General features: G+C 61.8%; 20 protein-coding genes. 17 read left to right on the top strand and 3 right to left on the bottom strand.

Annotated elements, in window-relative coordinates:
- Positions 1-150 precede the first annotated feature (150 nt).
- The 6 genes from JSS27_13060 to JSS27_13035 all read left to right on the top strand — a co-directional run bounded on the left by JSS27_13060 (position 151) and on the right by JSS27_13035 (position 7,855).
- On the top strand, positions 151-552 hold the full coding sequence (locus JSS27_13060) for a response regulator (protein MBS0209871.1): 402 nt from the start codon (positions 151-153) through the stop codon (positions 550-552).
- A 753-nt stretch (positions 553-1,305) separates the two neighbouring features.
- Positions 1,306-3,354 (top strand): serine protein kinase, encoded by a 2,049-nt coding sequence (locus JSS27_13055; GenBank protein ID MBS0209870.1) that lies wholly within the window; start codon positions 1,306-1,308, stop codon positions 3,352-3,354.
- A 139-nt stretch (positions 3,355-3,493) separates the two neighbouring features.
- Entirely contained in the window at positions 3,494-4,597 is a 1,104-nt protein-coding gene (locus JSS27_13050) for a DUF444 family protein (GenBank protein ID MBS0209869.1), read from the top strand.
- A gap of 75 nt (positions 4,598-4,672) precedes the next feature.
- Positions 4,673-6,187 carry a SpoVR family protein gene (locus tag JSS27_13045; GenBank protein ID MBS0209868.1) on the top strand — a complete coding sequence of 505 codons (1,515 nt, stop codon included), beginning with the start codon at positions 4,673-4,675 and terminating at the stop codon, positions 6,185-6,187.
- Between the two features lie 152 nt (positions 6,188-6,339).
- The gene (locus tag JSS27_13040; protein ID MBS0209867.1) at positions 6,340-6,816 is read left to right on the top strand and encodes a hypothetical protein; all 477 of its coding nucleotides are present in this window, start codon (positions 6,340-6,342) and stop codon (positions 6,814-6,816) included.
- A 190-nt stretch (positions 6,817-7,006) separates the two neighbouring features.
- A complete protein-coding gene (locus tag JSS27_13035; protein ID MBS0209866.1) occupies positions 7,007-7,855 on the top strand; it encodes a heme-dependent peroxidase in 849 nt (282 codons plus the stop codon).
- Between the two features lie 269 nt (positions 7,856-8,124).
- On the opposite strand, the gene JSS27_13030 is transcribed toward JSS27_13035, so the two are convergent.
- Positions 8,125-8,901, bottom strand: a complete 777-nt coding sequence (locus JSS27_13030; GenBank protein ID MBS0209865.1) for a hypothetical protein — start codon at positions 8,899-8,901, stop codon at positions 8,125-8,127.
- Positions 8,902-9,081: 180 nt separating this feature from the next.
- Between JSS27_13030 and JSS27_13025 the strand changes: the two genes are divergently transcribed.
- Together JSS27_13025 and JSS27_13020 are read left to right on the top strand one after the other, a co-directional pair.
- On the top strand, positions 9,082-10,887 hold the full coding sequence (locus JSS27_13025) for a hypothetical protein (GenBank protein MBS0209864.1): 1,806 nt from the start codon (positions 9,082-9,084) through the stop codon (positions 10,885-10,887).
- Between the two features lie 30 nt (positions 10,888-10,917).
- Entirely contained in the window at positions 10,918-11,634 is a 717-nt protein-coding gene (locus JSS27_13020) for a YggS family pyridoxal phosphate-dependent enzyme (protein MBS0209863.1), read from the top strand.
- Positions 11,635-11,732: 98 nt separating this feature from the next.
- On the opposite strand, the gene rfbA is transcribed toward JSS27_13020, so the two are convergent.
- Together rfbA and rfbB are read right to left on the bottom strand one after the other, a co-directional pair.
- Positions 11,733-12,620: a glucose-1-phosphate thymidylyltransferase RfbA gene (gene rfbA, locus JSS27_13015; GenBank protein ID MBS0209862.1), complete on the bottom strand. Its 888-nt coding sequence runs from the start codon at positions 12,618-12,620 to the stop codon at positions 11,733-11,735.
- Between the two features lie 70 nt (positions 12,621-12,690).
- Positions 12,691-13,761: a dTDP-glucose 4,6-dehydratase gene (gene rfbB / locus JSS27_13010; GenBank protein MBS0209861.1), complete on the bottom strand. Its 1,071-nt coding sequence runs from the start codon at positions 13,759-13,761 to the stop codon at positions 12,691-12,693.
- Between the two features lie 345 nt (positions 13,762-14,106).
- Here rfbB and JSS27_13005 point away from each other — a divergent pair, with 345 nt between their 5' ends.
- The 9 genes from JSS27_13005 to JSS27_12965 all read left to right on the top strand — a co-directional run bounded on the left by JSS27_13005 (position 14,107) and on the right by JSS27_12965 (position 21,522).
- Positions 14,107-14,511, top strand: a complete 405-nt coding sequence (locus tag JSS27_13005; GenBank protein ID MBS0209860.1) for a hypothetical protein — start codon at positions 14,107-14,109, stop codon at positions 14,509-14,511.
- A gap of 188 nt (positions 14,512-14,699) precedes the next feature.
- On the top strand, positions 14,700-15,023 hold the full coding sequence (locus tag JSS27_13000) for a hypothetical protein (GenBank protein MBS0209859.1): 324 nt from the start codon (positions 14,700-14,702) through the stop codon (positions 15,021-15,023).
- Positions 15,024-15,274: 251 nt separating this feature from the next.
- Positions 15,275-15,850 (top strand): hypothetical protein, encoded by a 576-nt coding sequence (locus JSS27_12995; GenBank protein MBS0209858.1) that lies wholly within the window; start codon positions 15,275-15,277, stop codon positions 15,848-15,850.
- Positions 15,851-16,098: 248 nt separating this feature from the next.
- Positions 16,099-16,425, top strand: a complete 327-nt coding sequence (locus JSS27_12990; protein MBS0209857.1) for a hypothetical protein — start codon at positions 16,099-16,101, stop codon at positions 16,423-16,425.
- Positions 16,426-16,641: 216 nt separating this feature from the next.
- Positions 16,642-16,983: a hypothetical protein gene (locus JSS27_12985; GenBank protein ID MBS0209856.1), complete on the top strand. Its 342-nt coding sequence runs from the start codon at positions 16,642-16,644 to the stop codon at positions 16,981-16,983.
- A gap of 119 nt (positions 16,984-17,102) precedes the next feature.
- Complete coding sequence (locus tag JSS27_12980; GenBank protein ID MBS0209855.1) at positions 17,103-17,447, top strand: hypothetical protein; 345 nt, start codon at positions 17,103-17,105, stop codon at positions 17,445-17,447.
- Positions 17,448-17,762: 315 nt separating this feature from the next.
- Entirely contained in the window at positions 17,763-18,866 is a 1,104-nt protein-coding gene (locus tag JSS27_12975; GenBank protein MBS0209854.1) for a hypothetical protein, read from the top strand.
- Positions 18,867-18,946: 80 nt separating this feature from the next.
- On the top strand, positions 18,947-19,981 hold the full coding sequence (locus tag JSS27_12970; GenBank protein ID MBS0209853.1) for a pilus assembly protein: 1,035 nt from the start codon (positions 18,947-18,949) through the stop codon (positions 19,979-19,981).
- Positions 19,978-21,522 carry a pilus assembly protein gene (locus JSS27_12965; protein ID MBS0209852.1) on the top strand — a complete coding sequence of 515 codons (1,545 nt, stop codon included), beginning with the start codon at positions 19,978-19,980 and terminating at the stop codon, positions 21,520-21,522. The genes JSS27_12970 and JSS27_12965 overlap by 4 nt, the downstream gene beginning before the upstream one ends.
- Positions 21,523-21,542: the final 20 nt, after the last annotated feature.

Here is a 21,542-nt window from a genome sequence, read left to right as displayed (position 1 = left end):
CGACGGAACATCGCCCTCTCACGGAAAACGCTGGGGCGATGCGTTCGTTGTGGGCCGGCGTCGATCGACGGCGCGCGACAAGAGGTTGCGGCGGCCCAGCACCCGAGCGGCTTTGCTCGATAGGATTCGACAACTTGGAGAGTGCCCAACATGGCCGAGGAAGCCGCTAAACCCGCCGAGAAAACCAAGCCGAGCCGCATTTTGCTGGTCGATGACGATCAGGAAATTATCGAATCGATGCGGCTGGCGCTGGAAGCCAAGGGCTACGCGGTGCTGATCGCCCGCGACGGCAACCAGGGGCTGGCCTTGGCCGAGCGCGAAGACCCGGACCTGGTCGTCTTGGATATGATGATGCCCAAGCGGAGCGGGTTTCTGGTGCTGGAAAAGCTGCGTCGGACCCGAGTGGTGCCTACCCGCGTGATCATGATCACGGCCAACGAAGGAAGCCGGCACAAGGTCTATGCGGAAATGTTGGGAGTCGACGACTACCTGCGCAAGCCATTCGCCATGGACAAGCTGCTCGATAGTGTGGAAAAGCTGTTGGCCAAATAGGGGCGAAAGCTCCGGGTTTTGGTGGGAAAACAGGCTGAAAATGCCCACGTTTTGCCTGCTCTTGGGGCCCTAGCTGGCGTTGGCGGTCGGTCAACCTGACGCACCGCCGAAAGTGGGGCGTTAGACGCCATATCTAAGTTGCCAGCCGACCGACCTGCTATTAGCAGAAGCGATTTTCGGTCTTCGAGCGCGCAAAACCTCGACACTTGCCAGTTTTGCAACCTATTGTTCCATAGTAGGTTGCGTTCGGAATAACCTGGATGGCTGGCAGCCATGCGGCGGTTTACGGCCAAAGCTGGTATTGCCGCATAATTTGGGTAAGGCGATACTTGTAGTAGATGCAGGAGCGGAAAAGTCGGGCTAGATTAACTCGATTTTGCCGGTTCCGGTTACCCTAACGCTTTAGCTGTCCCGGTTTTCTGCGTCGTTCCTTACGCTCTTTGCCAAGTTCCTTCGCTGGTCGCTACGGCGTCCGGCCATCGGCCAGGAACTTGCGATTTTCCTGTCGGTGACCGGCTTTCAAGCCGGGCATGACCGACGTCCGCTTTCTGGCCCATCCTGCCAGAAAACGCCCGCCAGGCCCTCTGCCCTGCTCCGATTGTTGCCGGAGCGTACGGCGGTGGCCAAAACTAGCCAGGAGTCGGGGGGCCGCGCACGCATAATCGTGACGGTTCGAGCACCCGATGGTGTCGTACGTTGGCGTCGTAATGAGGCGATGCCGGCGCGACATACGTTTTTGAAGGGACGTTCGATATGAGTGATGGACGCTCAATCATCTCGCTGATTGCCGATCGCCAGGATCTGGAACAGTTCCGCAAAAAGAGCTGGATCGGCTCGTTTGAAGAGTACCTGGACCTGGTCGGTGGCAATCCGAAGGTCACGCGCAACGCGTTCGAGCGCGTGTACGACATGATCATGGCCGCCGGGACCGAAACGATCGAACGATCGCGCGGCGAGCGGCACAGCCATTACAAGTTCTTCGACGATCCCGAGAACCACGGCGAAGACGCGGTGTTCGGCTTGGACAACGCGCTGGCGTCGCTGGTCAACGCGCTGAAAAGCGCCGCGCAAGGCTACGGCATCGAGAAGCGCGTCCTCTTGCTGCACGGCCCGGTCGGCAGCAGCAAGAGCACCATCGCTCGCATGCTCAAGAAGGGACTCGAACGCTATTCGACCCAGGATGACGGCGCGCTGTTCACCTTGGGGTGGGTCGACCTGAACGACGCGAACGACGTGCATTGGTGCCCGATGCACGAAGAGCCGCTGCACCTGTTTCCCCATCGCTTCCGCAACGACGTGATCGCCAAGCTCAATGCCCAGCAACCCGCCGGCGGTTACCAGGTGCGGATCAACGGCGAACTCTGCCCGTTCTGTCGCTATGTCTACAACGAGCGGTTGGCCAAGTACGGTGGCGACTGGACGCGCGTGGTCCAAGACGTCCGCGTGCGGCGGCAGTTGCTGAGCGAGAAAGATCGTATCGGCATTGGCACGTTCCAGCCCAAGGACGAAAAGAACCAGGACTCGACCGAGTTGACCGGCGATATCAACTACCGCAAGATCGCCGAGTATGGCAGCGACAGCGACCCGCGGGCGTTCAACTTTGACGGCGAGTTCAACGTCGCCAACCGCGGCATCGTCGAGTTTGTCGAAGTCCTGAAGCTGGACGTGGCGTTCCTGTACGACTTGCTGGGGGCCAGCCAGGAACACAAGGTCAAGCCCAAGAAGTTTGCCCAGACCGACATCGACGAAGTGATTATCGGTCACACCAACGAACCGGAATACCGCCGGTTGCAGAACAACGAGTTCATGGAAGCGCTGCGCGATCGGACGGTGAAAATCGACATTCCGTACGTCACCACGCTGGCCGATGAGATCAAGATTTATGAAAAGGACTACAACCGGGACAAGGTCAAAGGGAAGCACATCGCGCCCCACACGATCGAGATGGCGGCCATGTGGGCCGTGCTGACCCGGCTCGAGCAGCCCAAGGCGGCAAACCTGACGCTGCTGCAGAAGCTCAAGCTTTACAACGGCAAGACCCTGCCGGGCTTTACCGAGGAAAACGTCAAGGAACTGCGCGACCAGGTGACCAACGAGGGCTTGGTGGGCATCTCGCCGCGCTATGTCCAGGACAAGATCTCGAACGCCCTGGTGGTCTACCCCGAGTCGACCTGCGTGAACCCGTTCATGGTGCTCAACGAGCTGGAGGCGGGGCTCAAGCACCACAGCCTGATCACCAGCGACGAGACCAAGAACCACTTCCGCGAGCTGCTCAGCGTGGTCAAGGAAGAATACGAGAACATCGTCAAGAACGAGGTCCAGCGGGCCATTGCCGCCGACGAGGACGCGCTCAAGCGCTTGTGCGCCAACTACATGGACAATGTGAAGGCCTACACCCAGCGCGAAAAGGTGAAGAACAAATTCACCGGTCAATACGAAGAACCCGATGAGCGGCTGATGCGCTCGGTCGAAGTGAAGATCGACATTCCGGAAAGCCGGAAAGACGACTTCCGCCGGGAGATCATGAACTACATCGCGGCGCTGCTGATCGACGGCCGGACGTTCGACTACCGGTCCAACGAGCGGCTGCACCGCGCCTTGGAAATGAAACTGTTCGAGGATCAGAAAGACACGATCAAGTTGACCAGCCTGGTGTCGAAGGTCGTCGACGCCGACACCCAGGGGAAGATCGACGTGGTCAAGGCCCGCCTGATCCGCGACTATGGATACAATGATGAGAGCGCCACCGACGTGCTGAACTACGTGGCCAGCATCTTTGCCCGTGGCGACACCAAGAGTTAACAACCAGTGACAACAAGAGCTTAGCGTCGACTCACCAGGCGGCGCGGCAATGACGCCGCGACCTGTTGGACGTCCAGAGAAGTGTGCTCCCACCATGCACACGGCGCTTAGGACGAGCGCGGAGGGGACGGCTACTGATATGAAAATGCAACGCGATCATGCGCGCTTTCGCGAGATCGTCCGCGGCCGCATTCGACAAAACCTGCGCAAATACGTCACCCAAGGCGAAATGATCGGCCGCAAGGGTCGCGACCTGGTCAGCATTCCGATCCCGCAACTCGACGTCCCCCACTTCCGCTACGGCAAGAACGGCTCGGGGGGCGTCGGCCAAGGGGACGGCGAAGAAGGCACGGCGGTTGGCCAGGGCGAAGAAGAGGGGGACGGCAAAGGAAAAGCCGGCAGCGACCCAGGGGCCCATGTCCTGGAAGTCGACGTGCCGCTGGAAGAGTTGGCCAAGATCATGGCCGACGAGCTGCACTTGCCGCGCATCGAGCCCAAGGGGCGCGAGAACATCCAGCAGGACAAGACCAAGTACAACAGCATCCGCCGCACCGGGCCCGAGTCACTCAGGCATTTCAAGCGGACCTACATGGAAGCGCTGCGGCGGCAGATTTCGTCCAAGACCTATGTGCCCGACTCGCCGCTGGTCGTGCCGTTCCGCGAGGACAAGCGGTATCGTTCCTGGCACACGGTCGCTCATCCCGAGGCCAGCGCCGTCATCGTCTACATGATGGACGTCTCGGGCTCGATGACCGACGAGCAGAAGCAAATCGTCCGAACCGAGGCATTCTGGATCGATACCTGGCTAAAAAGCCAGTACGGCGGGCTCGAAGTTCGCTACATCATCCACGACGCCGCGGCCAAGGCCGTCGACGAGAACACCTTCTATCACACCCGCGAAAGCGGCGGCACGCGGATCAGTTCGGCCTACAAGGTCTGTGTCGATCTGCTGAAGAAGGACTTCCCGCCGTCCGATTGGAATGTCTACTGTTTTCAATTCTCGGACGGCGACAACTGGGGCGAGGACAACCAGACCTGCATGAGCATGCTGCGCGAAGAGCTGCTGCCGCACGTGAACCTGTTCTGCTATGGACAAGTCGAAAGCCCGTACGGCAGCGGCGAGTACCTGCGCGCGCTGCACGAGAAGCTGGGGAGCGATTTCGAGAACCTGATCTTGTCCGAGATTCGCGATCGCAACGCCATTTACGATTCGATCAAGTTGTTCTTGGGCAAGGGGAAATAGCCGCCCGACGCGCGCGGCGCCGGCTTCGCCAGTTCACTTTTGGCATGCCGCCGACCGCTAGAAGGAACACGATTTATGGCGACGCGCTTGCAGACACTTCCGCCCGAACTGGTCGAAGTGCAGCAGCAAATGGAAGGACACGCCCGGGATTGCGGGCTCGACTTCTTCCCCACCATCTTCGAGCTGGTCGACTACGACCAGTTGAACTCGATCGCGGCCTATGGCGGCTTTCCCACGCGGTATCCCCACTGGCGCTGGGGCATGGAGTACGAACAGCTTTCCAAGGGCTATGTCTATGGCCTGCAAAAGATTTACGAGCTGGTGATCAACAACAACCCGTGCTACGCCTACTTGATGAGCTGCAACGAGCTCACCGACCAGAAGCTGGTCATGGCGCACGTCTATGGTCATTGCGACTTCTTCAAGAACAACTTCTGGTTCAGCCAGACGAACCGGAAGATGATGGACCAGATGGCCAACAACGGCAACCGCATCCGTCGTTACATGGATCGGTTCGGCGTTGACGAGGTCGAAACGGTGCTCGACGCCTGTCTGAGCATCGAGGATCTGATCGACATCCATTCGCCGTTCATCAAGCGTCCTTCCATGCACGCCGCCGCAGCCACCACGCCGCTGGACGACTCCGAGCACGATAACGCTCCGCGCGGCACGCGCTTCGACGCCAAGCCGTACCTGGACCCATTCGTCAACCCGCCCGACAAGCTGGCGGCCGAGGCCGAGCGCCGCCGCAACGAAGCGCCCCCCGCGCACAAGAATCCCGAACATCCGACGCGGGACGTGATGCTGTTCATCCTGGAGAACGCGCCGCTGCGGTCGTGGCAGTTGGACGTCCTGTCGATTGTCCGCGAAGAAGCGTACTACTTTGCCCCGCAAGGCCAGACCAAGATCATGAACGAGGGTTGGGCCAGCTACTGGCACTCGACCATCATGACCACCCGCGGCGCCAATGACGCCGACATTGTGAACTTTGCCGACCATCACTCGGGCACAATGGCCACGTCGCCCGACCGTTTGAACCCTTACAAACTAGGCATCGAGCTGTTCCGCGACATTGAAGACCGCTGGAATCGGGGCCGTTTCGGCCGCGACTATGAAGAGTGCGACGATCTGACCCAGAAGCGACTCTGGGACACCGCTACGAATCAGGGGCGGCAAAAGATTTTTGAGGTCCGCCGAATCCACAACGACTTGACCTTTATCGACACCTTCCTGACCCTCGATTTCTGCCGGCAGAACAAGCTATTCTCGTTCGGTTATAACTCGGGCTCCGACGCCTATGAGATCGAAAGCCGGGCGTTCCCCCAGATCAAGCAACGACTACTGGCGAACCTGACCAACTTGGGCCGGCCGCAGATTTGTGTTGACGACGGCAACTACAAGAACCGGGGCGAGTTGTTTCTGCGTCACGAGTTCAATGGCGTCGAGCTGCAAATGAACTACGCCCGCGACACGCTGATCAACCTGCAAAAGCTCTGGACGCGCCCGGTGCATATCGAGACCACGCTCGACGGGACGAAAACGATCCTGTCGTACGACGGCTCGGAGCATAAGCAGGAGGCGGCGAAATAGGGAAGAAGTTGCGTGTTGCTAGCTTCTGGTTGCTAGTCGAATACCGTCAGCAGTTGCTCCTCACTAGCAACCAGAAGCTAGCAACCCGCAACTAGGAACCAGCAACTTTTTCCTCCCGTAGCAACTCGCAACCAGCAACCAGCAACCTTTTCATGCCAATCATCAACCAAGTTGAATCCTCGCTCGCGGCCATCCCCGCGCCGAGTTATGGCTCGCTGCGCATTGACGAGGCCGACGCTGGCCTTCGGTTCATCGCCAACCTGTCGGCGATCGACACCCTGGCCGTGGCCTTCGAGGAGTTCAAGCTGACGAGCGACCGGCTGGCTGCGGCCGACGTGGGCCAGTTGCGCGCCGTGGCCGATGAATTGTCGCGCCGGCTCAACTATCTGCTCGAACCGATTCAGGCGATTGAGATCGACTCCGAGCGGTGCGTGGTGCAAATGCGCTCGGTGCCGCCGACCAAGGACGACGGCCGCACGAGTTACTATGAGCTGATCGTGCGCAAGCCGGGCGAACTGAGCCTCTGCCGCTATGCCACCACCGCCGCCGCGGGCCGCCAGGTGATCCTGGCCCAAGTCACGCGCGAAGTCTTCCTCCGCCTGGTCCGCGACTTCGCCGCCGTGGCGTAGCGAACCTCTTCCTTCAGCCCCCCTTTCTCGCGGGTGCCAGCTCAAGCCCACAAGGCTTGAGCATGTCGTGTGACGCTTCACATGCTCAAGTCTGCTGACTTGAGCATGGCACCCGCACTTCCTTTGACGGTCAAATGAGCCCCACCCCGGCTCCTTTCTCTCGACCAGCGGCGTTGGTATCATGCTCGGCATGAGCCATGCACATCAACACGCCGCGCCGTCGACCGAAGTTTCGCTCAGCCCTCAACAAGGCTGGCACTGCAACCACTTCTACTACCGCTTCAATCGGGCGGCCCTCCGCGAGCTGTCGCCGGCCGAGCGGCAATCCGGCCGCGAGGCGTTGATTGCCGCCCTGGACGGCGGGCGTGACGGCGCTCCGTCGCGGTTGCAGGTCTCGCTGGTCTCAGGGCACAAGGCCGACTTCGGCTTGATGATGCTCGATCCCGATCCGATGAAGCTCGACGCGGTGCACCAATCCCTGATGGGCGGCCCGCTGGGGTTCGCGCTGGAACCGACCTATTCGTTCGTCTCGCTCACCGAGGTGTCGGAGTACGTCCCTACGGTCGAGCAATACGGCCGCCGGCTGGTCGAAGAAGGCGAAACTCTCGATAGCCCCAGCTACAAGGCCAAGCTCAAGGCCTATGAGTCGCGTGAAGAGATGATGCGCAAGCAGCGGCTGACGCCCGACCTGCCCGCGTGGCCGAACACGTGCTTCTACCCGATGAACAAGAAGCGCGAAGTGGTCGAGAACTGGTTCCTGCTGCCGCCGAGCGAGCGGAACCGACTGATGGCCGAGCACGGCCGCAGCGGCATGAAGTTCGCCGGCCGCGTGACGCAGTTGATCACCGTCTCGGTCGGCTTGGACGATTGGGAATGGGGTGTCACGCTGTGGGCCCGCAACCCCGAGTTCCTCAAAGAGATCGTCTACACCATGCGGTTCGACGAGGCGAGCGCCCGGTACGCCGAGTTCGGGCCGTTCTATACCAGCTACGTCACGACGGCCGACAAGATGCTCGACCACTGCCGCGTGACCGGTTAGGCGACGCAAGGCTTGATGTGACGGGCGACGTCGCGCGCGACTGCTACACCTCTCCCTTTAAGGGAGAGGTCGACGAGCGGAGCGAGTCGGGTGAGGGTAAATGCGTTGCAGGCCAGTTCGCTTTGCACCAAGTGGACTGCTCACTGAGCGCCGTGATTTTCGGCCAGCGACGTCTTTACCCTCCCCCCTGCCCCTCCCTGAAAGGGAGGGGTGTTTGTCGCTCGAGCGGCCGCATTTGAACATTGCGTACGAGCCATAGCGCACTGAACTTACTCGCGCCCATCCTTCGGCTTGTCCACCTTCGGGGGCGGCAACAAGTCGGTCTTGGGGTCTTCCCCCCGCTGGTCGTCCAGCCCTTTCAGCTTGGGCGTCAGGGTCAGCGTCACCCGGGTTTTCTTCTCGGGAATCCGCTCGGTCCACGCCTCGAACATCAGCGACGAGTTCGACTGGGTGCTCTCGACCGGCAGGTCGAGCGTGGCGCTAGTGAAGTTCGATACGCAGATCAAGTCCCCGTCCTCGGCCAGATAGTGCTTCTCTCGGGTCTGCGGGTCGACCCAAAAACCGCTGCCGCCAAACACCCACGGGGTGGCCATCTCCTTGTTGGTCCGCGTGTTGCGCAGCCAGTTCTGGGCCCGGGTCTGTTGCCGCTTCCCCTGGGCATCGGTCCAGTAGACCGTGACTTCGATTTCAGGCCCTTGCGCCGGCTTGTACTCGGGCACGAATTGGGCTGGGTTCCCCGGCTCGGCCCCCAGCGCCACCAGGGCCGCGTGGACCATGTAGGCCTGGGTCGCTAGCGAGACGACCGCTTCGTGTTCCTTGGTCTTCCGCGGACAGGCAAACATTTCCATCTGCCCTTCGCGCTGGCAGATTTCGCCTACTAATACCACGCGCTTGTTTTTCTTATCGAGCCAAATCTCGTAATCTGGCGCCAATCGCACCAATCCCTCGGGCGCTTGCACCGCATCGGCCGTGGCGGGCTGCTGCGCTAATAAACTGGGCACCAAGGCCCCCAACGCAATTGCCACAAACCAGCCAAATCGTGTCATTTGGCGACACCAAGAACACGGGGACATCTTCGGCCTCCTGCTCGCGGGAAATCTTCCAGAACGACCGCGGGGGCAAACGCTTACACCACCGACGGGTCGAGGGGTTCAAAATGGTCGAGGGCGTCTTTATGATACTGCACCGCGCGAAATGACACTACTTGCCTGTTGATCAGCCGACCCATGCACGACATCAACCCGATTCATACGTTGGACGCTCCGTCGACCGAACCCTGGTCCGCCTCTGAACCGGCCACCGAGCCCACCGCGACTTGCACCATCAGCGAGCGCGACTGGCCCAAGCTGCGCCGCCGACTCAAGGAACTCGACTCGGCCAAGTTGCTGCGCGATCTGACGCGGCACGGCTCCCCGCTGCTCTGGAGCGTTGACGCCGCGTGGCTGTCGGGTGGTCAGCCCGCGCAGCTTGAAACCGACGCGCCCGATGTCGCCGAAATGGCGCGCGACGCCTGGGACCTGTTGGCCGGCAAGTCCCGCCCCAAGCCAATCCGCGCACTGACCGAACAGTGGCTCGCTCAGGAATGCTCGATCAAGGCTGCCACCGTGTTGCCAGCCTTGGCGCTGGCGTACCATTTGCCGCGATTGGCCTACGTCTTGCCCAAGGATGTCTTGAGCCGCGTCGTCGAGCAGTTGATCACCCTCGCGCGACAAGCGGGCCAGGCGCCGCGTCAATCGTGGCTGGCCCAGTTGCTTTCGGTAGAGTTGCCGATCGTTTTGGGGCACTACCTGCGCAAGGTGCCGGCCTGTCAGCAAGCGGCGACCCTGGCCAAGAACGCGCTGGAGCTGAGCCTGCAATCGGTGACCGACGAAACGGGCATGCCGCGCGCCGAGTTGCTCGACTTGTTCCGGCCGCTGCTGGCGTCGTGGGCCCGGGCGTTGCATCTGCTGAATCGCCGCGACCCGAGCCCCGATGACTCGCTCGAACGGATTCGCGAGCAGTACGTGTTGGCGGTTGAGCAGGCCTTGCGCCTGACGCGCCGCGACACCACGCAAGCGTTCGACCCGGTCGCTGCCGAGCCGCGCTCGGCCGCTTGGCTGGTTGATGCGGCCAAGATCTCCGGCAATGCGCGACTAGCCACGCTGGCCAAGCGCGTGCTCAAGGGTTCAACCACGCCGCCCTCCGAAGCCCCCAGCAGTTCGGGACACGGCGAATTATCACGCCTGGCCGTGCTGCGCACCGATTGGAGCGACGCGGCCTCGCGACTGGCGCTCGCCTTTGACCAACGCCAATTGCGAATCGAGCTTGATACCGGCCGCGACCTGGTCCTGGCCGGGACATGTACGCCTCGCGTGACGTTCAATGGCGAGCAAGTCGCACCCGTTTCGCAATGGTCCGAAGCGTGCTGGATTTCAAAGCCGCAGGTCGATTACCTGGAACTGCATCTGGAATTCGAGCAGGGCGTGCGACTCGAGCGGCAGTTCGCGCTGGCCCGCGATGATGGCTTTTTGTTTGTCGCCGACGTGATTACGGCCGCCGAGCCTGGCGCGATCACGGCCCGCAGCGGTTGGCCCCTGGTGCCGGGCGTCGACTTCACGCCGGCCCAGGACAATTGCGAAGGGCTACTGATGCAGGAGAAGCCGATCGCGCGTGTGTTCCCCTTGGCCATGCCCGAGTGGCGCAGTCAGCCGAGCGCGGCCGGCCTCGACGCCTCGGACGAAGGTTTCGCCCTGACGCACCAGGCGGCGAACGCCCGGGCGTTGTACTTGCCGATGGTGATCGACCTCGACCGATCGCGACTCGACAAGAAGTTCACCTGGCGGCGGCTGACCGTGGCCGAGGACCACGAACCGGTCCCGGCCGACATGGCCGTTGGCTATCGTCTGCAATTGGGCGCGCACCAGTGGCTGATCTATCGCAGCCTGCAGCACAAATCGCCGCGATCGTTGTTGGGCCACCATCTGATTTCCGAGTTCCTGCTCGGTCGCGTCACGAAAAAGGGTCAGATCAAGCGGCTGGTCGAAGTCGAGTAAGAGTCCCCCGAGCGAGCAAGGCGGACGACGATGGCGGGCGTTCACGATCGGCTGGCCGAAAACCTGGCCCGCGTGCGCGAGACCATTGCCGCGGCAGCCGCCCGCAGCGGACGCCCGGCCGAGGCGGTCACCCTGGTCGCGGTCACCAAGTACACCGACCTGGCCACCGCCGAGCGGTTGCTCGACCTGGGCTGTTTGGACCTGGGGGAAAGCCGGCCGCAGCAATTGTGGGAACGTGCCGCGGCGCTCGGCACGCGCCCGGTGCGCTGGCACATGATCGGTCACCTGCAGCGCAACAAGGCCGAGCGGACGCTGCCACTGTGCCACTTGGTTCACTCGGGAGACAGCTTGCGGCTGCTCGAAGCGATGAACGCCACGGCGATTGCCACGGGCCGCCGCGCGCCGGCGCTGATCGAGGTGAACATCTCGGGCGACGCCACCAAGCACGGCTTTCAACCGGCGGAGATCGCGCCACTTTTACCAACATTCGCTTCGTTGACCGGGCTCGACTTCCGCGGCCTGATGGGAATGGCCAGCCGCGAAGGTGACCGCGACCAGGCCCGCCGCGAGTTCGCCGACCTGCGGCAACTGCGCGATCAGCTTGCCGCGCAAAGCCCGGCCGGGCTGCGCTGGGACGATTTGTCGATGGGCATGAGCGGCGACTACGACGTCGCCATTGAAGCAGGCGCAACGATCGTGCGCGTGGGCTCGGCGTTGTTTGAAGAGGGGCTAGGGGCTAGGGGCTAGGGGCTAGGGGCTAGGAAATACCTTTGCGCGCGACTTTGAGTTTCTTCAGCGCGATTCAATCTGGTGACGCCTCTTCCCTAGTCCCTCGCCCCTAATCCCTAGTCCCTCTTTACCAGTTCTCTCAAATACTGCCCGTAGCTGCTCTTCATGCCGTCGGCTAGTCGTAAGAGCTGGTCTTGTCCGATGTAGCCTTTCTCGAAGGCGATCTCTTCGATGCACGCCACCTTTTGGCCCTGGCGTTCTTCGATTGTCTCGATGAAGTTGGCGGCTTGCATCAGCGACTCGTGCGTGCCGGTGTCGAGCCAGGCGCTGCCGCGCCCCAAGTTTTGCACGCGCAATTGTCCGCGCCGCAGATACTCGCGATTGACGTCGGTGATTTCCAACTCACCGCGTGGCGAAGGCTTCAGGTTCGCGGCAATCTCGACCACCTGGCTGTCATAGAAGTACAAGCCCGTGACGGCCAGTTGCGACTTGGGTTGCTTCGGCTTTTCCTCGATCGACACCGGTCGACCGGTTGCGTCGAGTTCGACCACGCCGTACCGCTCGGGGTCGCGGACGCGATACGCGAACACCGTGGCCCCCTGGGCCTCGGTCGCTGAATCCATCAACATTTTCTGCAAGCCCTGGCCGTAAAAGATGTTGTCCCCGAGCACCAAGGCCACGCCATCGCGCCCCACAAAGTCACGACCAATGATGAACGCCTGGGCCAGCCCCTCGGGGCGGGGCTGGACGGCGTACTGGATCGAGATGCCGACTGGCGAACCGTCGCCCAGCAACCGCTCGAAGTTCGGTCGATCTTCCGGCGTGGTGATGACCAGCACCTGGCGAATGCCGGCCAGCATCAACACCGACAGCGGATAGTAAATCATCGGCTTGTCATAGACCGGCAACAGTTGCTTGCTAACCGCGCGCGTCACCGGATAAAGGCGCGTTCCCGAGCCGCCGGCCAGGATGATCCCCTTGCCGACCTTCGCCGTTTGATTCATGAACGCTCCTCGTTCGTTGAAATGCTCTTCTCTGCCGCTGCGTCAACGCGCGTTGCTACTGACTGCCAATTCAAGTCGACGCCGACGTCGCCAGCCCCAGTCGCTCGCGGCGATAGGCCCCGCTGCCGACGCGCTCGACCCAGGTGCGATGCTTCAAATACCAGGCCACGGTCTGTTCGAGCCCCGAGCGAAAATCCTGCTTTGGCGTCCAGCCTAGTTCGCGTTCGATCTTGCTGGCGTCGATCGCATAGCGCCGGTCGTGCCCCGGTCGATCGGTGACGAACTTGATCAGCTTGCGGCACGGCGCGTGAGGCAAGCCGGGATGTTGCCGATCGACCGCATCGCAAATCGATTCGACCACTGACAGATTTGATTGTTCGTTGTTGCCGCCGACGTTATACACTTCGCCCGGCCGACCGGCGGCCAACACGCGGCGAATGGCGCTGCAATGATCGGCCACAAACAGCCAGTCGCGCACGTTCTGACCGTCGCCATAGACCGGCAGCGGCTTCCCCTCGAGCGCGTTCAGGATGATCAACGGGATCAACTTCTCGGGAAACTGATACGGCCCATAGTTGTTCGAGCAATTGGTGATCAGCGTCGGCAGACCGAACGTGTGGTGATAAGCGCGGACCAGGTGATCGCTGCCGGCTTTCGACGCGGAATAAGGGGAATTCGGCGCATAAGGCGTCGTCTCGGTGAACTTGCCGGTCGAGCCCAGCGAGCCATAAACCTCGTCGGTCGAGACGTGCAAGAAGCGAAAAGCCTCGCGCTCGCCCGTGGGCAGTTGCTGCCAAAAAACGCGCGCCGCTTGCAGCAACTCGAACGTCCCCAGCACGTTCGTCTGGACAAAGGCCCGCGGGCCGTCGATCGAGCGATCGACGTGCGACTCGGCGGCAAAATTGACGACCGCGCGCGGCCGATGCTGCTCGAGCAACTGGGCCAGCAAGGCCGCGTCGCCGATGTCCCCTTCGACAAAGCGATGGCGTGGGTTCTGGCCCACGTCGGCCAGCGAGTCGAGGTTGCCGGCATAGGTCAACTTGTCGAGGTTGACGATCGCGTCCGACTCTTCGGCCAGCCATTGCCGCACGAAGTTGCCGCCAATGAAGCCAGCGCCTCCGGTGACCAAGATCGTCGACATCGTGCGAATGACTTTCTGAAAGGAACCGGAATTGAGATGGTCAATTGAACAGGGCAGGCAACGGCCGCAGCTAGCAACAACGGGCATTTCCCCGCCGGCGCTTGCGGATTCTGGCCCAGCGGCCCCTGGTTGGGCAATACCAATGCCGGCGGTGACGCACTGGTAAAAGACGGCAGCAACGGGGCAGTTTGGACCGGCCGGGGGGGCAGGCACTACATGCAATTCGTTTGCAAATACAGCTTGACTCCTTCGGGCGAACTTCTAGACTAAGGGCCGCTTTCCTCGGTAAACCTCGGTTTTTATTCGAGCACGACCTTTTCGAGCACGAATTCTTCGAGCACAGTGATGTTCTTCCGGCGTAAACGGTTGCTCGGCGCGCTGACGTTGGTCAGCTACGCCCTCTGTGCGCTCGTGGGGATGGGCTGGCACGAACTGGCCGGCTGTCATCACGATTGCCATGTCACAACGGTCGCCGGCTGCGACCACGCCGAGGCTGGTCATTCCCACGCCGATCATGACCAGGACCACAGCGTTGAAGGCGAAGGCATTGCTTCGTCGGCCTCGTGGCACGCACCCGGCGATTGCCCCATTTGCCGGTATCAGGCCCAGGCGCAAGCCCAGGCCGTTCAGCTTCACTTCTCGGTGGCCGAACTCGCCGCGGCCGCCAGTCATTCTCCCAACGTCCTACGGCTGCCGTCGGGCGCGGCCGAGGCGTATCTGGCCCGCGGGCCGCCGCAGTTGGCTTCGTAAGCTGATTCGCGCCTGGGGCGTTTCCCACGCCGCCGCGCGCGAATCCTTATTTCAGGTAATCCGCTGATTTCGATCGACGCGCCGATATGCGCGTCCTCGATCGGCGTCAAACCAAGTGCGCCGACCTGCGCGCTTGCCAACGTCCATTTACGAAGCCACAATCAACAACTACCGAAAGGTTCACGCATATGTCGAAGCAACTTCACAATTCGCGTCGCGGTCAGGCCATGGTCGAATACGCCATCATCATCGGGGCGGTCGTCCTGATGGGAATCGGCGCAATGTCACTGCTGGGGCACAAGGCCACCGATCTGGTCGGCATCACCACGGCCTTGCTGCCGGGGGCCCATGCCGACGACAACGGCGTGATCTTCAGCGGCGAGCTGGTGCAAACCACAAACTCAAGCGGCGTCATTAACGTGACCGGCACGCCGGGCTCGACCTCGGCCAGCCTGGGCATTGCCAACGGCAGCACCCTGGTCAGCGACACCGCCGACGGCTCCGGCTCGTAACGCTCTACGAGTCGCCAACTTCGCCTCCGTCGGGCTAGTCCTGGCGAGTCACGCTTTTTCCCGAGTGCCGTGCCCAACGGCGCGGCGCTCGGGGGACTTTGCGCCCCCGTTCCGCACACTCCTTATGGGCAGCTTGCGAGCCTACGGGCGAACCTCTAGATTGATGACGCTAGCAACCCTGGACATTCCCTGGCTTCCTCTCGCGAGTCGCCAACGGCGAATTGACGATGGTCCGAACGCGGACATCGAAATTGCGACACTCGATTCGAACCGGCGCTGTTTGGCTGGTTTTGGCCGCGTTCGGCGCGGCGGCCGTGGGGCTGCCCATGCCGTCCCTGGTGTTGAATCCGACCGGCGAAGCGTATCCCTGCGCCGCACATGGCTGTGGTTGCCACTCGGCCGAAAACTGTTGGCGCAATTGCTGCTGCCACACGCCGGCCCAGCGTTTGGCCTGGGCCAAGCGGAACAACGTGATCGTGCCACCCGAATGGCTGCCAGCGCCGATCGTGGCCGCCGTGAGCATGCCCGCCAGCGCCAAGCAATCGTGCTGCCAACAGCGTTCCTCTTGCGAGCAACGCGGTGCTCAGACGAGTTCCCCCGAAGCCCAGCCGGCATCCAGCGAAACACTAGTCTGGTATTCGGCCATCGCGGCGCGCCAATGCCAGGGGCAAGGAAACCTGTGGGCCGTGGTCGGCGCGTCGCTCCCTCCACCAATTCAGATCTCCTGGGCCGCCGAATGGCCCTTGGTCGCTCAAGCCGCGACTCTTTATCAGGTGGCGTCTGGCGAACCCGCCCAGCCACCAATCCCCCCGCCGCGCAGGGCCTGATCGCTCCTCGCTATCGGCTACCGGCGGCTGTTGATTCCGCGCCTGGCAATGCGTCCAGGCGCGGGCGCAATCGGGCCATTAGTCTGTCCATCGCGGCGAATCGCACGATGTCAATGCGCTTGATCGGTATTGATCCAGCGCTCACCCGTGCGCGCCACACTATGTCGTGTCGTGACAGCGCGCAATGCGCTGCGCCTCGCGACCGTGTTTTGCTTTTTTCATCTATCAACCTTTGAAGGATATTTTCCATGTTGAACAAGCACCTCCGCAACCGTCGTGGTCAGGCCATGGTCGAATACGCCATCATCATCGGGGCGGTCGTCCTGGTGGGAATCGGCGCGCTGTCGCTACTCGGACACAAGGCCACGGACCTGGTCGGCATTACCGCCGCCCTGTTGCCCGGCCATGACGCCGACACCACGGGCGCCATCTTCAGCGGCGAACTAGTGCAAACGACGAACTCCGGCGGCGTCATCGGCGTCGCCGGCGTCCCCGGCTCGGCCACCGCGAGCCTGGGAATCAACGTCGACGGGAATCTGGTAACCGACACGGTGCCATCGGGCTCCGGGTCGTAGTCGTCAGGTTGCTTTGCTCGGTGCATTCGGCCCGGCCGGTGGAACATTGCTTCCGCCGGCTGGGTCGCGCCGAGTCAGATTTGGCTGAAGAACTTCTGGGGGGGCAGAACTTCCGAGGTAGCGTGAAACGAAACCAACGTCGATCCGTCGTCAGGGTCAGAAAGGCCCCAACGACGGAGCCTGGCTTCCGCTTTCATGACCCCAGGAGTTGAAACGATGTTACGACGCAAGAATGTTCGCCACCGCCGCGGTCAGGCCATGGTCGAGTACGCCATCATGATCGGCGCCGTGGCGCTGGTTTGCCTGGTGGCGGCCACGATCCTGGGACACAAGGCGGGGGCGTTGCTGGGCGACGTGGCGGCGCTGCTGCCGGGCGACGACGCCGACGACCAAGGCCGCGTGTTCGTGGGCAAACTGATCGCGACGTCGCAGAGTTCGGGCGGCATCATCATCTCGGCCGGCACGACGGGTGACGTGGGTGCCGCAGGCACGCTGGGCTTGCCCGGCGGCAGCGCTGGCGGCACTCCGCTGGTGGCCGACAAGACCGACGGAACCTAAAAAGTTTTTTGCCCGATAGCGTTGACACGCCGAAAGGAACATGTAGAATCCGCCACTGTTGATACTGAGTCTCAGTTTCATGTTTAAGCCCATTTTTACCCTAGTTGGAGGTTTTTCGCATGATTCGCCGTGTAAATGCCACCAAGTTCCGCCGCGGTCAGGCCATGGTCGAGTACGCCATCATGATTGGCGCCGTCGCCCTGGTCTGCCTCGTGGCCGCCACCATGCTCGGCCACAAGGCCGGTGACCTGTTGGGGGACGTCGCCGCCCTGCTGCCGGGTGACGATGCCGATGACCAAGGCCGCGTCTTTGTCGGCAAGTTGATTGCCACTCAGGCCAGCAGCGGTGGTGTGATTGTCTCGGCCGGGACACCGGGTGACGTGGGCGCGACGAACACCTTGGGCTTGCCTGGCGGCAGCGCTGGCGGCACCCCGCTGGTGGCCGACAAGACCGACGGAACCTAAGGCTAGTCTGATCCAACCTGCCACTGGCATGGTCACGAGATACCGCGTGGCCCGCCGCTGGCAAAGCGTGACAACGTGAAACCCCAATAGCCCGCAATGCAGCAATGCGTTGCGGGCTGTTGGCACATCAGGAATTGCGGGAAAACCAGAGTAAAACACGCACGCAGCGGCCCCCTGCCCTGGCTCGGCGCGACGAATCGCGTGGCTCGCGAATTCAGTTGACCAGGTCGGCGCGGCCAATGAGTGTGGTAAGCCCGGCTCGTCGCGTCGGCGACTTGGATCGTCCGCTGCGGACCAGAAACAATAAGTAAAAAGATGAAAAGCCGTACCGCTGGTTATCGTCGTCCTTCGGCGCTGAAGCGCGCGTTTGTCGCCATTTCGGGTTTGGTTCTGGGCGTGGGCGTCACGCTGGTCGGACTGGTCGCCTTTGGCGTCATCGATCTGTCGGAATTCAACCGCAAGGCCACTCGCGATCCCTATGCCGGCATGGTGGCGGTGCCGCTGTCGGGAACGGCGATTCCGATCTATGCCGTGGTCACGCGCGACCACATGGCCACGCCCGGCACCTTGGTAACGCGTGTTCTACATTACCCGCCCGACAAGGTGCCGACCGATTTCATCACCGACCACAACAAGATCATCGGCCGCGTGATGGCCCGCGAAAAGCAGCCCGGCTACGCCTTTACCGAGCGCGACTTCATGCCCGTCGGCACCCGGCCGGGGGTCGTGGCGGGCATTCCGCCCGGCAAGCGGGCGATGACACTCGACGCCAACCAGGTGCGAGGGCTGAAGGATTTGCGCATCGGCGACCGCTTCGACCTGCTGGCCAGCGAGCCGGTCGAGACAAGCCATCTGCAACCCAGCGTTCGCGCTGGCGGTGTCAAAGGGGGCGGCAAAGACGCCAGCGTCAAGGTGATGGTCAGTGATGGTCGTGTGGTGACCCGGGCGGCGGACGAAACTGCTTCGCCGGACGGCGGGCGTTCGCACCCCTTGGTCGGTGGCGGTGGTAAGAAAGACCCCATGCGCGACATGACCATCGCGCTCGATCCCGATGAAATCGCGCCGCTGACCGAGGCGTTGTCGACCAAGGCGTCGTTATTCTGCGTGGCCCGCTCGGGACGTCCCGAGGAAACCCACGATACCGAGGTGCCTGAACTTGATCCTTTGAAGCACGTGCGGACGGTGGAAACGGTGCGCGGCCGGGCGTTCGGCGCCGAGTCTTTCGGCGCTCACCCAGCCGAGGCGGCCACTCAGCCGGCGACGGCGATTGCTCCCAACAAGGCCGCAACACCGGTGCAAGCTCCGCCCCCGGTGATGAGCCAACCGGCCACTGCCCAGCCGGCCGGCACCGCGATTCCCACGCCGCCGACACGGATCGATCGTGATTCGCCGCGCCGCACGGCACGAGCCGACAGGTGACGCGCATGACGCCAGCTACCGATAGCTTGACGCAGCCCACGGAGGGGTCGCCGTGGGCGTTTTCGTTCCGGCGAACCGTTGTGTGCGCCGCGACGCGCGAGAAACCGACTGCGCAATCATATTTGATTGCGCGCGTGAATCGCCGTCGGACGCGCCGCGGTCAGGCGCTGGTCGAGTTCGCGATCATCGCCCTGGCGCTGACGTTCCTGTTCGCGGCCATCTTGTCGATGGGCCAGATGTTCTTCGCCGCCCAGGTCGTGCAACAAGCCGCCGACGTCGGCGCGCAAGAGTTGTCCCGCATGCCGCTGAATCCGACGGGCACTAACAGCAATGACTCGTATGCGTTTCCAACATTGAATCATGTGCTTTACCGCTACGTCGACCTTAACAATCCAAATTCAACTGACCCGCTCCTCGCGGTACGCCAGCAGATATTCAACGAGGCGCTTCTGGTGGTGCCGTCGTCAACGCTGTCGGAACTTGGACTAACGCTTACGCAATACGCTGCAAAGTATATGCCGCTGATCAACCAACTGCTCGTGCCCGTGATGTTTTACGACGCCGGGCTCGGCGCGTATCGATACCCCGGCACCGTCGTGAAAAATGAACAAGGCGAAACGACCGTTCGAGTTTTAATGGCCGAAGGGCCAAACCAATATGCGTGGCATGGCGTGGTCGAAGAGATGGGAACCTATGGAAGCTTAGACGCAAGCGTGACCGGCAGCTTTAGCGTGACGGCGTCGGCGCCGATTACTTCTGGTACGACTTCGGGGATCCTGCCTGGCACCGTACGGCTACGAATCAATTACCCATTCCAAGCCGCGGGGTTGATCGCTTATCAACCATCGGCCACGAACCCAATGGTGGCGTCGACCGCTCCGACGACCCCGATTCTGGCGGATGATTCCCACGTTTCGTTCACCAACTCGTTAAGTGGATATACCCTGGCGACACAAAGCTCGGGTAGCAGCGGCAGCGGTTTTGGTGCATACGCAGGCGAATACGGCCTGGGCCAGATGGTCGCCTGGGGCAGTGCAGCACCAAATGGCGTGCGACCGTTTCGCCGCGTGGTCAGCGGGCAAGGCGTCTACCGCCGCGAGGTATTCGGCCAGTGAGCACGCCTATTACTGTCCAGCAGCAAATCACCAATCGCTCTCGTATTCGAGCAAAATCTGATCGTTCGCGGCGACGTTTTCGCCGCGGCTCGGCGATGATCTGGTTCGCTATTTTCGTGTTCGTGATCTTCGCGTTCGCGGCGCTCGTAGCCGACCTGGGCCAAGCCTTCGTCGCCCGCCGGCAAATGCAGTCGGCCGTGAATACCGCCGCGCTCGAAGGTTTGCGGTACCGTGATAACGTCCCTAGCGATTGGCTAGACGGTAGCTCCGCGTGGGCGACCGGCGTATTGTGGCCGGCAGTGGGAGATCCCCCCGGCACTGATTCACCAGAATTTGTCACGTGGCGCGAAAACGCACGGCGAATCGCAGCTAGTTCCGCCGCTGCCACAGTAATGCCGACCTATACACGCACGACCAATGGCCAAACGCTGACGTTAACCGGTGGCATGCAATTGCCCGGCACCGACTTCTACGCCTCACAAACCGTGGTGCTCGATGCCGCAACGAGTGTGTCGCTGCAAATGAATCCGTCGAATGTCGCATCGGGTGATCTGGTCGCGGGACAATTCGTGACCGACAGCAGCATTGCCGACACGTACCAGTCGCTGAGCCCCGCGGCTTATCATGCAGAACCTCAGGTGGAGAGCAGCGATCCATATTCGCGTTACGACTTCACACCAGCCAGCGATGCTACGCACTCATCGACTGCAAGCAGCTTCCTGGCACGTCTAAGGCGCACCGGCGAGACATTCAGCGACAACCTGGAATCCTCCTCCGGTCCTACCGTCCCGTATTTCTTTGGACGCGCCGGCATCGGAGGTTCGGCTGATCCCACGGCGTTTTGGAATCAGCGCGCAACAGGCATCAAAGTTCGCGCGACGGCGATCGCCGATGCCGTCATGGCCTTGTCAGTTGGTGCCGCGATCTCGCCGACACTCCCGCTTCCTGATGAACCAACCGATCTTGATAAATACGGTATCGTCGGGGCAGCTCCGTTTGCGATTTACGCAAATTCCTGGTCCTTGCTTAGCGCCGGGACATCTTCATTAGCCACGGTAGCGTCCGACGGGACAATTAGTACGCCGACAGGCCAGATCGGCTTTGTCACGAACGGCGGCCAGACTTCGACGATGAGCGCTGGAATGACCTTGAGCAGTGGCACATGTGCTCCGACCTCCTTCGTTGGCTCGATGTTCGCCGGCTCAACCAGCGTTGGCATGCTCGCTGACTCGTCCGGAACGAGCACTTGGGCAACGATCGTCCCGTTAATCCAGAAACCAGTAAGCGGCGAAACATCAACTACTTTGTATGTTGTTGGATTTGGTCTCGTCACGCTGTCGTTGCCCCAAAATGACACGTTCTCGTTGACGCCGAAACCAAGTCAAGTCATGCAGCAGAATGTCTCCGCAGCTTTCATTCGCCGACCCGACGATGGTGTAAATGCCAGCGAGTTGATCTTGCATGGCAAAGCACTGACTAATCGAGTACTCACCCCCGCGTTGGTTCGATCCGTGTCGGTAGCCGTGCCCCCTAGCCCCTAATCCCTCGCCCCTAGCCCCTT

The organism is Planctomycetota bacterium (assembly GCA_018242585.1).
Taxonomy (GTDB): domain Bacteria; phylum Planctomycetota; class Planctomycetia; order Pirellulales; family PNKZ01; genus JAFEBQ01.
This window is presented reverse-complemented; position numbering and strand designations above follow the sequence as displayed.

Bases quoted from the DNA above. Each gene is read 5' to 3' on its own strand.
- JSS27_13060 (MBS0209871.1), top strand. From the start codon at position 151: ATGGCCGAGGAAGCCGCTAAACCCGCCGAGAAAACCAAGCCGAGCCGC.
- JSS27_13055 (MBS0209870.1), top strand. From the start codon at position 1,306: ATGAGTGATGGACGCTCAATCATCTCGCTGATTGCCGATCGCCAGGAT.
- JSS27_13050 (MBS0209869.1), top strand. From the start codon at position 3,494: ATGAAAATGCAACGCGATCATGCGCGCTTTCGCGAGATCGTCCGCGGC.
- JSS27_13045 (MBS0209868.1), top strand. From the start codon at position 4,673: ATGGCGACGCGCTTGCAGACACTTCCGCCCGAACTGGTCGAAGTGCAG.
- JSS27_13040 (MBS0209867.1), top strand. From the start codon at position 6,340: ATGCCAATCATCAACCAAGTTGAATCCTCGCTCGCGGCCATCCCCGCG.
- JSS27_13035 (MBS0209866.1), top strand. From the start codon at position 7,007: ATGAGCCATGCACATCAACACGCCGCGCCGTCGACCGAAGTTTCGCTC.
- JSS27_13030 (MBS0209865.1), bottom strand. From the start codon at position 8,901: ATGACACGATTTGGCTGGTTTGTGGCAATTGCGTTGGGGGCCTTGGTG.
- JSS27_13025 (MBS0209864.1), top strand. From the start codon at position 9,082: ATGCACGACATCAACCCGATTCATACGTTGGACGCTCCGTCGACCGAA.
- JSS27_13020 (MBS0209863.1), top strand. From the start codon at position 10,918: ATGGCGGGCGTTCACGATCGGCTGGCCGAAAACCTGGCCCGCGTGCGC.
- rfbA (MBS0209862.1), bottom strand. From the start codon at position 12,620: ATGAATCAAACGGCGAAGGTCGGCAAGGGGATCATCCTGGCCGGCGGC.
- rfbB (MBS0209861.1), bottom strand. From the start codon at position 13,761: ATGTCGACGATCTTGGTCACCGGAGGCGCTGGCTTCATTGGCGGCAAC.
- JSS27_13005 (MBS0209860.1), top strand. From the start codon at position 14,107: ATGTTCTTCCGGCGTAAACGGTTGCTCGGCGCGCTGACGTTGGTCAGC.
- JSS27_13000 (MBS0209859.1), top strand. From the start codon at position 14,700: ATGTCGAAGCAACTTCACAATTCGCGTCGCGGTCAGGCCATGGTCGAA.
- JSS27_12990 (MBS0209857.1), top strand. From the start codon at position 16,099: ATGTTGAACAAGCACCTCCGCAACCGTCGTGGTCAGGCCATGGTCGAA.
- JSS27_12985 (MBS0209856.1), top strand. From the start codon at position 16,642: ATGTTACGACGCAAGAATGTTCGCCACCGCCGCGGTCAGGCCATGGTC.
- JSS27_12980 (MBS0209855.1), top strand. From the start codon at position 17,103: ATGATTCGCCGTGTAAATGCCACCAAGTTCCGCCGCGGTCAGGCCATG.
- JSS27_12975 (MBS0209854.1), top strand. From the start codon at position 17,763: ATGAAAAGCCGTACCGCTGGTTATCGTCGTCCTTCGGCGCTGAAGCGC.